The sequence below is a fragment of the Paenibacillus terrae genome (genome assembly GCF_005217525.1).
Lineage (GTDB): Bacteria > Bacillota > Bacilli > Paenibacillales > Paenibacillaceae > Paenibacillus > Paenibacillus terrae_C.
Map to the genome: position 1 here is coordinate 16,574 of NZ_PNXQ01000001.1, position 14,864 is coordinate 31,437.

At 49.7% G+C, this 14,864-nt stretch carries 12 protein-coding genes; all 12 read right to left on the reverse strand.

The window, feature by feature from the left end:
• Positions 1–13 precede the first annotated feature (13 nt).
• A complete protein-coding gene (locus tag C1I60_RS00095; RefSeq protein ID WP_137060209.1) occupies positions 14–1,048 on the reverse strand; it encodes a rod shape-determining protein in 1,035 nt (344 codons plus the stop codon).
• Positions 1,049–1,154: 106 nt separating this feature from the next.
• On the reverse strand, positions 1,155–1,847 hold the full coding sequence (gene radC / locus C1I60_RS00100; protein WP_137059949.1) for a RadC family protein: 693 nt from the start codon (positions 1,845–1,847) through the stop codon (positions 1,155–1,157).
• A 13-nt stretch (positions 1,848–1,860) separates the two neighbouring features.
• Positions 1,861–2,469 (reverse strand): Maf family protein, encoded by a 609-nt coding sequence (locus C1I60_RS00105; protein ID WP_137059950.1) that lies wholly within the window; start codon positions 2,467–2,469, stop codon positions 1,861–1,863.
• A gap of 22 nt (positions 2,470–2,491) precedes the next feature.
• Complete coding sequence (locus tag C1I60_RS00110; RefSeq protein WP_137059951.1) at positions 2,492–2,734, reverse strand: DUF4321 domain-containing protein; 243 nt, start codon at positions 2,732–2,734, stop codon at positions 2,492–2,494.
• Positions 2,735–2,855: 121 nt separating this feature from the next.
• Positions 2,856–4,103 carry an SPOR domain-containing protein gene (locus tag C1I60_RS00115; RefSeq protein WP_137059952.1) on the reverse strand — a complete coding sequence of 416 codons (1,248 nt, stop codon included), beginning with the start codon at positions 4,101–4,103 and terminating at the stop codon, positions 2,856–2,858.
• Positions 4,104–4,269: 166 nt separating this feature from the next.
• Positions 4,270–5,649, reverse strand: coding sequence for a UDP-N-acetylmuramate--L-alanine ligase (murC, locus tag C1I60_RS00120; RefSeq protein ID WP_137059953.1), 1,380 nt, complete (start codon positions 5,647–5,649; stop codon positions 4,270–4,272).
• Between the two features lie 6 nt (positions 5,650–5,655).
• Positions 5,656–7,032, reverse strand: coding sequence for a bifunctional folylpolyglutamate synthase/dihydrofolate synthase (locus C1I60_RS00125; protein ID WP_137059954.1), 1,377 nt, complete (start codon positions 7,030–7,032; stop codon positions 5,656–5,658).
• 36 nt (positions 7,033–7,068) lie between these two features.
• On the reverse strand, positions 7,069–9,735 hold the full coding sequence (locus C1I60_RS00130; RefSeq protein WP_137059955.1) for a valine--tRNA ligase: 2,667 nt from the start codon (positions 9,733–9,735) through the stop codon (positions 7,069–7,071).
• 408 nt (positions 9,736–10,143) lie between these two features.
• Entirely contained in the window at positions 10,144–11,466 is a 1,323-nt protein-coding gene (locus tag C1I60_RS00135; protein ID WP_137059956.1) for a LysM peptidoglycan-binding domain-containing protein, read from the reverse strand.
• Positions 11,467–11,591: 125 nt separating this feature from the next.
• On the reverse strand, positions 11,592–12,503 hold the full coding sequence (locus C1I60_RS00140; protein WP_137059957.1) for an RluA family pseudouridine synthase: 912 nt from the start codon (positions 12,501–12,503) through the stop codon (positions 11,592–11,594).
• Positions 12,500–13,804, reverse strand: a complete 1,305-nt coding sequence (hemL, locus tag C1I60_RS00145; RefSeq protein WP_137059958.1) for a glutamate-1-semialdehyde 2,1-aminomutase — start codon at positions 13,802–13,804, stop codon at positions 12,500–12,502. The genes C1I60_RS00140 and hemL overlap by 4 nt, the downstream gene beginning before the upstream one ends.
• A gap of 31 nt (positions 13,805–13,835) precedes the next feature.
• Entirely contained in the window at positions 13,836–14,834 is a 999-nt protein-coding gene (hemB, locus tag C1I60_RS00150) for a porphobilinogen synthase (RefSeq protein WP_137059959.1), read from the reverse strand.
• Positions 14,835–14,864 lie beyond the last annotated feature (30 nt).

Consider the following 14,864-nt stretch of genomic DNA (forward strand, 5'->3'; position numbering starts at 1 on the left):
CTACACCCCCGATTCAACGTTTGGAACGGACGGCGGAACTGCTGCGCGATTTGAACAAATGAATATTTTCCAGCGCTCTGCCTGTACCGATTGCCACGCAATCCAGAGGATTTTCCGCTACGATAACCGGCATACCAGTTTCAGCCGCCAACAACTTGTCCAAGTTACGCAAAAGTGCTCCGCCACCAGTCAATACGATACCTCGGTCCATAATGTCCGCCGCCAGCTCGGGAGGGCATTTTTCCAGTGTCACTTTGACTGCTTCCACAATTGCATTCACTGTATCGGACAACGCTTCACTGATTTCATCCGACGTAATCGTAATCGTCTTCGGCAAACCTGTTACCAGATCACGTCCACGAATTTCTGACGTCTCCACTTGTTCCAGCGGCATTGCGGAACCGACTTCCATTTTCAACTGTTCTGAAGTCCGCTCACCAATCATCAGATTGTATTGACGCTTCACGTATTGAATGATGGAGTCGTCCATTTCATCACCAGCCACACGCACGGAACGGCTCGTCACAATCCCGCCCAGAGAAATAACCGCTACCTCGGTTGTACCTCCGCCGATATCGACAACCATACTACCCGTTGGCTCCCATACGGGAAGATCAGCGCCGATTGCAGCCGCAAACGGCTCCTCAATCGTGTAGGCTTCCCGCGCACCCGCTTGCTTCGTTGCATCTTCAACAGCACGCTGCTCTACCGCAGTAATGCCTGAAGGCACACAAACCATCACGTTGGGGTGACGTGGAAACAAAGAACGTTGGGCTTGCGCCTGACGAATAAAATATTTAATCATCGTTGCAGTCGTGTCAAAATCCGCAATAACGCCATCCTTCATCGGACGGATCGCACGGATATTCCCCGGTGTACGACCAATCATTTTTTTTGCAGATTCACCAACTGCTTCAATGGTTTTTGTGTCTGTACGTATTGCGACAACAGAAGGTTCACGAACCACAATCCCTTTTCCTCTTACGTATACCAGCGTGTTTGCCGTCCCCAAGTCAATTCCTAAATCTTTTGTAAAGCCACCCAGCATGATGTTAATCTCCTTTTCTCTTCCCTGAAATCTGTTATCCATGTATAAACGGTTTATTCAGGCCGGCCTAGCCGGTCGGATTTAAATGTTTGATTTAAATAGTATATTATATCAGCCCTTGTTCCTTCAAACTTACGAAGGTTCCGTCCCCGATCACGATATGATCGAGCACGTCGATGCCCACGATGTTGCCCGCTTCCATCAGGCGACGGGTCAACTGGACATCCTCCGGGCTTGGCTTCGGATCACCGCTCGGATGGTTATGAGCGCAAATAATCGAAGCACTGCTACATTTGATCGCTGCCCGAAATACTTCACGAGGATGTACGATGGCGGCATTCAGGCTGCCCATGGATAGCGTTTCCTGGGCAATGACATGATTTTTAGTATTCAGGAACAGGCATACAAAATGCTCCTTCTGCAAATAACGAAGCTGCTCAAACAACAAATCTGCCACGTCCCGTGGGCAACTGATCACCGGGGTCTCCAAATGGCGTGACAATGCCAACCGTCGCCCCAGCTCGATACTCGCTTTGAGCTGTATCGCCTTGGCATTGCCAATGCCTTTAATCTGGGTCAATTCGGTCATACTCATATCCACCAGTTGGCGCAAGTTCCCCGCCTGCTGCAAAATACGCTGCGCTAAATGCACCGATGACTCATTTTGTGTTCCCGTACGCAGCAATATTGCCAGCAACTCCGCGTTGCTTAAAGCTTCCGCCCCATATGTCATCATGCGCTCTCTTGGTCGTTCTTCATGAGGGAGGTCGCGAAGCATCAGTGTTGGCGACTCTAACATATGTTTATCCCCTTTAAGGTTGCAACACCCTCACTCCGAATTCGGACAACATGTCCGACAACAGGGATAGCGGCAATCCTACGACGTTAAAATAACAACCCTGAATAGATTCCACCAGCATAGCACCCAAACCCTGAATGCCGTACGCTCCCGCTTTGTCAGACGGTTCGCCTGTATTCACATATGCCACAATTTGCTCATGGCTCAAAGACTTCATCGTAACCTCCGTTTGGCGGTGTCTGACAAGCGTTTTGCCGGTTAAGGTATGTATGCAGGCCACCCCAGTGAATACAAGGTGGGTTCTTCCCTGCAATGCTGTCAGCATGCGAACCGCATCCGCATGGTCGGCAGGCTTACCCAGTACCAAACCATCCAGCACGACTATGGTATCACTGCCAATTACTAATCCATCTTCTTCGGATTGGCTGGCAATGTTCACGACCACTTCAGCTTTGCGTACCGCAAGGGTCTCCACAATTTGCTGAGGCGTCCAGCTCTCAGGCGTGCTTTCATCCGCATGACTCGGCATCACGTCAAAGGGCAGTCTAAGAAATGAAAGCAACTCCTTCCTTCTCGGTGAAGTCGATGCCAGAATAATGCGGGGCGTAATTTTCCCGTCCATAAGGGAAGCTCCTTTTCATCAGTTAGAGCCTGCGGTACAGCCAAAACGCGGCGATGATGCCGATCAGACTAAGCAGGCTCAATTCAAAATTTATCGTTATGTTGTAGCTGATAATATCCAGATCCGCTCTCGGCGACCAGGATATCGTAGTGGGGTGGGTCAGAAAGGAAAGGAATTTGAACGATTGAAGGGCTTTGGCAATCCATGCACCCAAAAGCCAACCGAGCAACAAAAACAGCATAAGCATTCCTACATTTTTTTTCATCCTGATCTTCCCTCGCCATTTTTTGACACCTTCATTATTATACGGTGATTTCAACTGCAATACAAACAGAAATCCGGCATGGGGAACTATTTCCAGTTCCTTGCCGGAAAACATTGAAAATCTATTGTTTTATGAATTGTATAAATTCCTTCTCATGCAAAACATATTCCATCATCGAAGACTGAATTTCCCAAATGTGCTCCTTGGCTGTGTTCTTGTTATATTCTCCAAGTGCCGAGACTGCACTGTTCATCGCCTTTTCCAGCGTGGATGCGGAAGCAGCCGCTTCCTTCGGCAGACCGGAGGGAAGCGCAGCGATATTTTGTGTCCACTGCTGATGCAGATCGTTCAGTTCCTTCATTTCGGTGGTACTTGCCTTACCTGATCCGCCTGCTTCAAGCAAGGATGAGGAAAGTCCGCTCAGCTTGCCGACCAAAGTGCTGCTTAGCTGAAAAAAGGTAGTGAGCTTTTCACCATCGCCCCCATAAGCTGCTTTTTCGAATCCTGGCAGTTGAAGCTCACGGACATACAGCTCAACTCCTTGTGTTTTCAGTTGATTGCTGAGCAGTTTGGCCCGTTCCCTGTCCGGCGATATTCCTGCATAAACTCGGTTCTGATCCTCTGTGTCCCCACCGGCGGCAATACCTGCCTTCAACAGCTCTTCCTTAGCCTGCAAAGCCCGTTCAGGGGTGCTGAACACTCCATATTGCAGCAGGTAATAGGTTTGCGGAGGGACCTGAGTCGATACAACTGCGACGGGAGTAGAATTCTCTTTTACAGATGTCATATCTGTACTAGCAGATTCTTTAAAAACCGGTATAGCCTCCTCTGTTGACGGATCTGATCCAGGGACAGTCCCACCTCCGTTAAAAAGCAGCAACATGATATATCCAAACATCCCCCCGGTCATCAAAGCACTGGCTACTGAGCCAATCAGCTTCCATCTGGAGGGATGGGGCGGACGCTTTCGGTACTCTTGACTGGAACGATGAGTTTCTTCTTCATCCTCTTCCGTACGATCTGGCAGAAAATCCGTATCTGACCAGGAAGCTGCTGATCGCCCAAACGGATCATCCCATCCTTCCTTCACGATGGGGGTGGGAGCAAAATGCCGCCTCGTACCAAGTCTATTCGCGCCCGGAGGCTCGTTAATTTCGGAAATACCTTCAGTCCGGCTGTTTACGCCCATGCCACTAATTCTTTCATGCTGATTAGGGGCTTGATGCTGTTTCTCGCTTTCATACCGTTCCGCTTCTTTATTTGTCTCACTTTGCTGGCCGGCTTTGTATGGAAGCACCTGTAGCTTTTCCTCGCAGCTTGTCTCCGGCGACTGTTGGTCGAACCGGAATGTCATCTTTGCCTTGTTCACGGATGCACTCCCTCCTTGTCCCATACTTCTTCATAGTCTGTTGTATGAGTCAGGAAGAGAAAATATGCATGGGCATTACAAAAAAAGGGTATCCCAAAGACACGTTTCGTGTTCGGAATACCCTTGATGTTTGTATTTCATAGGCGTAACACTTAATGCATGCTTGTTACACCTGCTGTTCACGCAGATGACGTGCTAGCGCGTCGCCTGCTTTCCAGATATCTCCCGCACCCATGGTGAGCACAAGATCGCCCGGCTGAAGACGATCCTTCAACTCGTCGATAACAGCTTCCTTGGTTGGCAGATAGATAGCATTCGCGTTGCTGTTCTGGACGATTAAATCCACGAGCTTCGAAGAATGTACACCTTCAATTTGTTTTTCTCCCGCTGGAGAATAAATATCGGTAATAATGACTTCATTCGCCTCACTGAACGCACGACTGAACGCATCAAGCAGGAAAAAAGTACGGCTGTAGCGTTGCGGCTGGAACACAGCAATAATACGCTTGCCAGTCACTTTAGCTGCACTAATCGTAGCCTCAATCTCTGTTGGATGATGAGCATAGTCATCAATAACAAGAATGTCGTTGCTTTCGCCAAGCACCTGAAAACGACGCTTTGCTCCATGAAACTCCACAATAGCCGTAGCAATTTGTTCAAATGGAATGCCGGCCTCCAAGCAAGAAATCACACTAGCCATAGCATTGTATAGATTATGCATACCCGGTACTGACAATTCGATGGTTCCAAGCAGCGCCTCTTTACGGTTCATGGTAAAGCTCAATCGGCGGTCGCCCAACTGGATATCCGTTGCCATATAATCTGCTTCATGCTCGACTCCATAGGTAATGACTCGAGTCTGAATCTGAGGCAGCATTTCCCGTACATTCTGATCATCAGCGCATACGATAGCCGCGCCATCTGGCCGGATTTGACTCAAGAACTGTACATAGGCACTTTTCAGACGATTAAAGTCGCCATCGTAATTTTCCAAATGGTCGGCTTCAATGTTGGTCACGATACCTTGCCAAGGATGGTATTGCAGAAAAGAGCCATCGCTCTCATCCGCCTCAGCAACGACAAACTCGCTTTTGCCTGCTTTGGCATTCGTTCCCAAATTCGTGATTTCGCCGCCAATAATGTATGTTGGATCGACATTACATCTCTCCATAACCAGAGCGATCATCGAGGAGGTTGTCGTTTTGCCATGTGCTCCTGCAACAGCTACTCCTTTACGCTCGTTAAGCAACCGTGCGAGCATCTGGGAACGATGCAGAGTCGGAATATTCAGTTCCTCTGCTGCCACCCGCTCCACATTGTCACGGGACAGTGCCGTAGAATAAACGACAATGTCCGCGCCTGTAACGTGCTCAGGCGTGTGCCCGAGATATATTTTTGCGCCTTTCGCAGCTAGTTTTTCTGTCAGCTCCTGTGATGCCACATCTGAGCCTGTCACGGTATATCCCATCTCCAGCATGACCCGAGCAATCGCGCTCATCCCGTACCCGCCGATACCGATAAAATGAACATGTTCCGAAGTAATCAACAAATTTCACCAACCTTTTTCCGAATCGGTTTGATACATAAGGGTAGCCCGTACATCCGCAATGAGATACAGTGTTCCGGACACCACCCCCAGATCTTCCGCTTCCGTATGTAACTGAAGCAAGCGAAGAGCCTTTTTCCAGTCACCTTCTACAATAATTTTCAAATCCGTTTTGGCATAGGACGGCCGCAGCTTCTCCACGAGATGAGCCAGTTCAGCGGCATTCATTTTGCGGCGGAAATCGGGCTCGGTCAGGATAAGCGTATCCACTAGTGGCAGTATATGCTGCAAGTATGCTTCATGATGCTTGTTTGACAGCATACCCATCATTAAAACCATTTTTCGGTACGAATACAGTTGGGGAAGACTCTTTGCCAGCGTCTGCGCCCCTTCTGGATTATGAGCACCGTCAATAACAATTAGCGGCGAGCTGCTGACCTGTTCCAGACGACCTGCCCAGGCTGCTTCTCTAAAGCCCTCCAGCAGTTCAGCGTCATCCAGCACAAAAGCCATATACTGACGAAGCACCTCAAGTGTCATCAAAGCTCCTGCCGCATTAGCACATTGATGCTCTCCTAACAGCGTGATGCCGATTTCCATGTGTCGGAAGGGTCCCGCAAACGAAAAAGTCTGTCCCGTTTCGTCCCCATTCAGCCGTTCATACATAAACTGTTCTCCTGCCAGATACAGGGTAGCTCCCTGCTTTGCCGCCGTTTCCCGTATAACCTGAACAGCCTCTGGCTGAGATACACAGCTAACAACAGGTACGCCTGGCTTGATAATTCCAGCCTTTTCGCCTGCAATCTGCTCAAGTGTATCCCCTAAAATATCTGTATGGTCATAGCCTACGTTCGTAATGACCGAGACGATAGGAATCACGATATTAGTTACATCCATCCTTCCCCCGAGGCCCGTCTCCCATACCACAACATCTGGAAAAGTCACCGTTGCATAATATAAAATAGCCAACGCTGTCGATACCTCAAACATCGTGGGCGATCCCAAATCACTGGCCGCGATTTCCTTGACCAACGGATACAAACGATTGGCAAGTAAGACCAGTGTATCATCGGGAATATCCGTCCCGTTGAATTGGAATCGGTTCGTAAACCGGGTGATATACGGAGACGTAAAGGTTCCCACATCATAACCGCATTTCAGCAGAACAGAGGTTAAGAAAGCACAGGTCGAGCCCTTGCCATTGGTTCCCGCAATATGCACAAATTTAAGATGCCGTTGCGGGTCACCCAACATGCTCATTAACTTCTCAATCCGTTCCAGTCCGGGTCTGATTCCGAACGGAATCAAACCGTTAATCCATTCCACTGCTTCCTCATAGCTTTGTAAAGGAGCCGCTCCCCCGCCCCTGATTGTATCTGACATCCTCTTCACCTTCAGGTCATTTTATAGTTAGTGGAATTATCCCTTGAGTTCTTCAATCCGTGCGATAACTTTGGCGCGCTTATCCGAATAATCGGCTTGCTTGGCCTTCTCTTCCTCGATGACTTTGGCTGGTGCCTTCGCCACGAAGCCTTGGTTGGACAGCTTTTTCTCCACGCGCTCCACTTCACTGTTCAAATGCTGAAGCTCTTTTTCCAGTCTGCTAATTTCCTGGGCAATATCAAGCAGCCCGGCTAACGGCAGGTATAGCTCTGCTCCGCTGACTACGGAAGTCATGGCTTTATCTGGAACAGATAGCTCCAATCCCGCATCAAATTCAGATGTATTACAGAATCGACGTACATATTCTCCATTGCGGCTAATGATATCGAGAACGGCTTGATCGCCAGGTTTTACGAGCAATTCGATCTTTTTACTCATCGGCACGTTCACTTCAGAGCGGATATTCCGCACGGCGCGAATCACGTCGATCAGGAAATTCATTTCAGCTACCGCATCCTTGTCCTCGAAAGCCGAATCGTAAACAGGCCAAGCGGCCAGTGTAATCGTTTCGCCTTCATGCGGAAGATGCTGCCATATTTCCTCGGAGATAAACGGCATGAACGGATGAATCATACGCAGTGTCCGATCCAACACATACGCCAGTACGGACTGTGTTTTCTTTTTCGCCTCTGCGTTCTCGCCATACAGGGAAAGCTTCGCAAACTCGATGTACCAGTCGCACAAGTCATCCCAAATAAAGTTGTACAGAAGGCGGCCTGTCTCGCCAAATTCATAAGCATCTATTAGACGCGTGATATCGCGTGAAGTTTCGTTCAAACGGTGTAGGATCCAGCGGTCCGCTGTGCTCAAATCACCGGTAATGTCGATATCCGCCGCAGTGACCCCTTCCAGATTCATCAGCGCAAAGCGTGACGCATTCCAGATTTTATTGGCAAAGTTACGTGCCTGCTCTACCCGTTCCCAACGGAAGCGAAGGTCCTGTCCAGGCGTACTACCTGTAGAAACCATGTAACGCATGGCATCCGTACCATATTTGTCGATTACGTCGAGCGGATCAACACCATTGCCAAGGGATTTGGACATTTTCTTTCCATCCGCATCACGAACCAGTCCGTGCATAAGCACGTCCTTGAACGGAATCTCTTCCGTAAACTCCAGTGCGGTAAAGATCATCCGCGACACCCAGAAATAAATAATGTCATACCCTGTAACCAGAACATTGGTTGGGTAGTAGCGTTGGAGATCCTCAGTCTGCTCAGGCCAGCCCAGTGTCGAAAACGGCCACAAGGCAGAGCTGAACCATGTATCCAGTACATCCTCATCCTGTTTCAGCTTTCTGCCAGCATATTCAGGCAAGGTTGTAGGATCCTCTGCCGATACAATAACTTCTCCGGTTTCTTCATCGTACCAGGCCGGAATACGGTGTCCCCACCACAATTGACGTGAAATACACCAGTCACGTACATTTTCAATCCAGTGCAAATAAGTACGCTCAAAGCGATCCGGAACAAAGTTTACACCATTGCCAGCCTTCTGCACTTCAATCGCTTTGGCTGCCAGAGGCTTCATTTCCACGAACCATTGTGTAGACAGATAAGGTTCTACAATCGCACCTGTACGCTCGCTGTGGCCTACCTGGTGCACATGCTCTTCAATACGGATGAGTACGCCCTGCTCTTTCAGATCAGCGACGATTTGCTTGCGGCAATCACTGCGATCAAGACCCTGATATTTGCCTGCTTCGGCATTCATCGTACCTGTTTCGTCCATTACCGTAATTTGTGGCAACTGGTGACGTTGTCCCATTTCAAAGTCATTCGGATCATGAGCTGGTGTAATTTTAACCGCGCCGCTACCGAAATCTTTATCTACATAATCATCCGCAATGACCGGAATTTCCCGACCGATAATCGGAAGCACGAGTGTTTTGCCGATCATATGCTTGTACCGTTCATCCTCAGGATGTACGGCTACCGCTGTATCGCCCAGCATGGTTTCAGGTCGCGTGGTGGCTACAGTGATAAACCCGCTGCCATCTTGAAGCGGATATTGCAAGTGATACAAATTTCCGTTTACCTCTTTGTATTCCACTTCAATATCTGACAGAGCCGTACGTGCAGCAGGGTCCCAGTTAATGATGCGTTTGCCGCGATAAATCAGGCCCTTCTTGTACAGCTTGACGAATACTTCACGAACGGCTTGAGACAGCCCATCATCCAGCGTAAAACGCTCACGCGAATAATCGAGGGAAAAACCCATTTTTTCCCATTGATTATGGATATTGTCCAGGTAGAGATCCTTCCATTCCCAAACCTTCTCCAAAAATTTCTCGCGTCCCAGATCGTAGCGCGTCAAGCCTTCCTCACGCAGCTTCTGCTCTACCTTCGTCTGGGTGGCAATGCCCGCATGGTCTGCCCCTGGCAGCCACAATGCGTCATAGCCCTGCATCCGCTTGGTGCGGATAATGATATCCTGCAAAGTAAAATCAAGAGCATGTCCAATGTGCAGCATGCCTGTAACATTCGGTGGCGGAATAACGATTGTAAAAGGCTCTGCCTCTGGAAGTCGCCCAGCGCGGAAATACCCCTTCTCCATCCACGTTTTGTACCATTTTTTTTCGGCTGATTTTGGATCGTACGTTGTCGGCATTTCCAAGGTTGTCTTGTTGTCTTGTTCTGACATATCAGGATACCTCCATGATTTTTCAATTGGCAAATAAAAAAAGCCCTTCATCCTCAAAGGACGAAAGGCTGTTCTCTCGCGGTACCACCTTTGTTTCACCCCTAGTGTATGTATCCACTGATCCATTACACATGGTGTGACACTTATGCAGATAACGGCTGCGGACCGTCCTTATTCTACCGTGAACCTCGTACCTTCCGTTGGGATTAAATGAGGGACCGTTCGAACAGGCGACTCCCGGGTGACTTCGGCCAGTAGCTTCCTGCGGAACCTCACAGCGCTGCAATTCCACTCTCTGAAGGGCTTGCTGCCTACTCTTCCCGATCTCAGTCTTTCAATAGCTATACCACATCATACATTTCCCATTGGCTATAGTCAACACCCGCTGCTCATTTTCCAATGACCGAATTAAGGGATGTACAATACCTGCCCTTCTTCCACATGGTGCTCTGCCAGCCTGTTGTACAGTTGAAGCTCCCGTGTGCTGAGTTGATAGCGGTCAGCGATCGTTTCCAGTGTATCTTCACGCTGCACGATGCATAATCGGACTTTGCGGAAAGGCGTTTCATCCTGTGTATGAAAAAAAAGGTTTTTCCACTTAGCATTCTCACGCTCATCTTCGGCTTGCTGTGCCTGACCCTGCGGTTCTTGCTCCAACTGCTGCTGGTATTCTGCTTCCTTCACCGAACGACTGGACTGGAGCAATGATGAGTAGACCACCGGATCCGGCTCGTCTGCTTTTTCGTCCTTTTTGCTGTTCAGCGCCACGCGCATTTCCGGCTTATCATCGGCAACAGTGTCATGGAACACAGCGTCCACCTGCTCTAACGTCTCACGTCTAAAATCATCTACCTGACCTGCTGCCAACTGTGGCTCCAGATAAAGCTCCGACTCCGTAGCGTGATGCGGTTCAGTCAGTAAAGGATCATAGACCACATCCGGAGCTGTGGAGGATATTTTCGGCTCACTTCCCGTCCATGCTTCCTCTTGCTGAACCCCCCATACTTCAGGAGTATTATGCTCAGGCTTTACCTCGGAAGTGCTGTCTTCAACAGCTTTGCCCGTCCAAGGCTCATAGATCCGGTTCGAGTCTACAACAGGCTCGTAACTTTGCTGTTCCGATGATAACTTCTGCTCCCTAGGATCCTGTGACGGCTGTTCCCAGGAAGCATACTCCTGCTGAACTGGCAGCCTGTATGAAGATCCAGACTCCGTCGTATACTCAGCTACAGAATCCTTAGTAGAATAAGCCTCTTCCTGACGATGCTCTCCATTGGACGAAAAAGGTTGCGCCTGATGTTCAGGTGCGTGTACCACCGTAAATTCCTCATCCAGCCAAACTGCTGTCTCCTCCGCATGGGAGCTTTCCACCCCGTGCAGGGAGAGAACACCTGTAATATTCAGACTACGTAGTGACAGCAGGTCCACATCAAAATTTTCAATCTCAACAGAGATGTCTTCCAATCTTCCTACCCGATTCAGTGGAATCGTAATTTCTACCGGGATCAAATGATGGAGCTCGTTCGTTACCTGTTCAGGTGTGCGGTATACGCCCTCCAGCAGCAAATGCCCTCGCAAAGCGGCATGGTCGCCGTGGGTTACAACCTGAATACGTGGCAGAAGCTCAATTTCCTCCAACTCAGCAATCCCGGCAGCTTCCTCCGTCAAATGAATGCGTTCATAAATATCAAAACGCAAGCCTTGCGGCTGATCATTCTGTTGTTTGTTCAAGGATGGCATCCTCCTTCGGGCAGTCTCCGCACATCCTCTGACTCTTGTCAGGCGCACGGAAACTCCATATTGCAAACCGTTTCTAGGTTCAAGTATATGCGCCAAAATAGAAGGCATGCCATCTTTTATAGCTGTTGATGCAGCTTTTGAAAATCATCCGGCCAAGCATCTTCCACAGTAATCGTTTCACCGCTCAGCGGATGACGGAAGGTAAGACGCTCTCCGTGCAGCGCCTGCCTGTTAAAATCAACAGCCCGTCCCCCGTATAATACATCTCCCAATAACGGATAACCGGCATGACTAAGATGAACGCGAATCTGGTGCGTTCGGCCTGTTTCCAGTGTTAAATATACGAGGCTTACCGCCTTTTGACCGCTCCCCCATACTTCACCAAGTTCCACATGGGTAACCGCGCTCTGCCCGGTCGGAGAAACACGGCGACGCTGCTTGTGATGCCTGTCCTTGCCAATCGGCCAATCCAGCGTTCGCAGTGATGAAGGGACTTCCCCCCGTACCAAAGCCACATAACGGCGACCGATATCCTTAGCTCTCATTTGCTCGTCCAGCTTGAGCAACGCAAATTCATTTTTGGCATACAGCACCGGGCCTGTTGTATCCGTATCCAGACGATGCACATGCCGTACTGCCGCATGGATGCCATTCATCTCATAATACGATGCGACCGCATGATCCAACGTCAGTGGGCCATCTTTTACAGCTCCGTCCGGATGTACCGCCATACCCGCCGGTTTGTGTGCGACCAGGCAAAAATCATCCTCATACAGCACCTTCAAATCGTACCAGCGAGGAATCACGCCAAGGTTTGTAACGGGAAAAAGGGCCAGCCGCAGCCGGTCCCCCGCAAGTTCAATCTGCTTTTCGTGTCGCAGTCTGCGCCACAGCTTGTCCGGTAGCTCCAAACGGTTCAGCAGCCAATGATCTACAGCATCAGTGCGATATTCACCCTCTGTGATTTCCCGTCCCGGTGTGACCTCCAGCCATGGTCCCCGTCTTTTCCAGCCGCCCTGCCAGCTCATAGACGTTTGAGCGCACGATAGTTGGCTTCAATGGTAGCATCAATATCTTCCACCGTATGCACACCCGACACAAACATGCCCTCAAATTGGGATGGCGCCACACTGACTCCCTCGTTCACCAATTCGGTAAAGTAACGGCGGAAGTGGTCCTGATTACTTGTTTTGGCTGTATCAAAATTGACAACCTTCTCTTCCGTGAAAAATGGACAAACCATGGAACCCACACGGTTGATCGTGACAGGTATACCCAGCTCACGTGCATTACGCTCGAATCCGGCCTGAAGCCGTGCTGCCCGTTCTTCCAGCCGCTCATATACTTCTGGCGTCAGCAATTTAAGGGTCGAATAGCCTGCTGCCATAGCCAGCGGATTTCCGCTAAGCGTACCCGCCTGATAGATCGGACCGGAAGGTGCAATCTGTTCCAGAATATCACGACGTCCACCATATGCACCTACAGGCAGACCTCCGCCAATGACTTTACCCAGGCATGTGAGATCCGGGGTCACACCAAAACGACCTTGAGCTGAATGAAGTCCTACCCGGAATCCGGTCATGACTTCATCAAAAATCAGCAGGCTTCCATACTGCCGGGTTACTTCACGCAGTCCTTCCAAAAATCCGGGTTGTGGCGGTACGACTCCCATATTTCCGGCTATTGGCTCGACAATAATGGCGGCAATTTCCTCACCGAATTTTTCAAAGGCCAGTTTCACCGAAGCCAAATCATTGTAAGGAACGGTGATCGTATGCGTTGCCACGACCTCGGGTACACCGGGGCTATCAGGCAGACCCAGTGTTGCTACACCAGAGCCTGCTTTAATCAGCAAGCTGTCCGCATGACCATGATAAGAGCCTTCAAATTTAAGAATTTTGCTGCGGCTCGTGAATCCGCGTGCGAGTCGAATCGCGCTCATCGTCGCCTCGGTTCCCGAGTTGACCATACGAACGATATCCATGGAAGGAACACGCTCACACACGAGCTTCGCCATTTCGGTTTCCGCCAACGTCGGCGCTCCGAAGCTGGTTCCTTTGACAACTGCGGCCTGTAGAGCCTTAACAACCTCAGGATGCGCATGTCCCATAATGAGCGGTCCCCATGAACATACATAGTCAATATAGGATTGACCGTCGATATCATACACCCGCGATCCTTCTCCACGGTCGATATAAACAGGCGTAATGCCAACGGATTTAAAAGCCCTTACCGGACTGTTTACGCCACCCGGAATATATTGCTTTGCCTCGTCAAAGGCTGCCTTGGAGCGCGCATCCTTGCGCACTGTTCGTTGTTCGTTGATCATTCTGATCACTCCTGTCATCTGAAAAATACACTTATTGCTTTAACCATCTTGCCGCATCCTTGGCGGAATAGGTAATAATCATGTCCGCACCCGCACGCTTCATGCTTGTCAAAATCTCCAGCACCATCGCTTTTTCATCAATCCAACCTTGAAGGGCTGCCGCCTTGACCATCGCGTATTCACCGCTGACGTTGTAAGCCACCATTGGCAGATCAAATTGATCCTTAATCGTGCGCATTACGTCCAGGTACGAAAGGGACGGCTTCACCATCAGCATGTCCGCACCTTCCAGCACGTCGGATTCTGCTTCTCGCAATGCTTCACGTGCATTAGCAGGGTCCATCTGATAGGACTTGCGGTCCCCGAATTGCGGTGCAGAATTTGCCGCTTCCCGGAAAGGACCATAAAAAGCAGACGCATATTTGACGGAATACGACATAATCGGAATATGTGAGAAGCCTTCCTGATCCAGTCCTTGTCGAATCGCCTGCACAAAGCCGTCCATCATATTGGATGGTGCGATAATATCAGCGCCGGCTCTGGCTTGGGAAACGGCTGTACGTACCAGCACCTCCAGCGATTCGTCATTCAGCACTTCACCACATACCTCACCATCATGCTCATGCATGTGGACCATGCCGCAGTGCCCATGATCCGTAAACTCGCACAAACAAGTATCAGCCACAACCAGCAGCTCGGGATAACGCGATTTGATCAGGCGTGTAGCTTCCTGAACAATACCATCGTCAACAAAAGCCGAAGTGCCCAGGCTATCCTTCGTCTCCGGAATGCCAAACAGGAGCACGGCAGGAATGCCAAGCTCACTAATTTCTTTCAATTCTTCTTCCAGTTGATCCAGAGAAAATCGGTACACACCGGGCATGGAGCTAATTTCCTGCTTCACTCCTGTACCGAATGTTACATAGATCGGCTGGATAAAATCAGCGGGATTCAATACCGTCTCACGCACCATACTGCGGATAGCAGCGGATTGGCGCAAACGGCGATGACGGGTAAAAGGAACACTCATGATTGCAAACCTCCAGTTTTTATACATTCA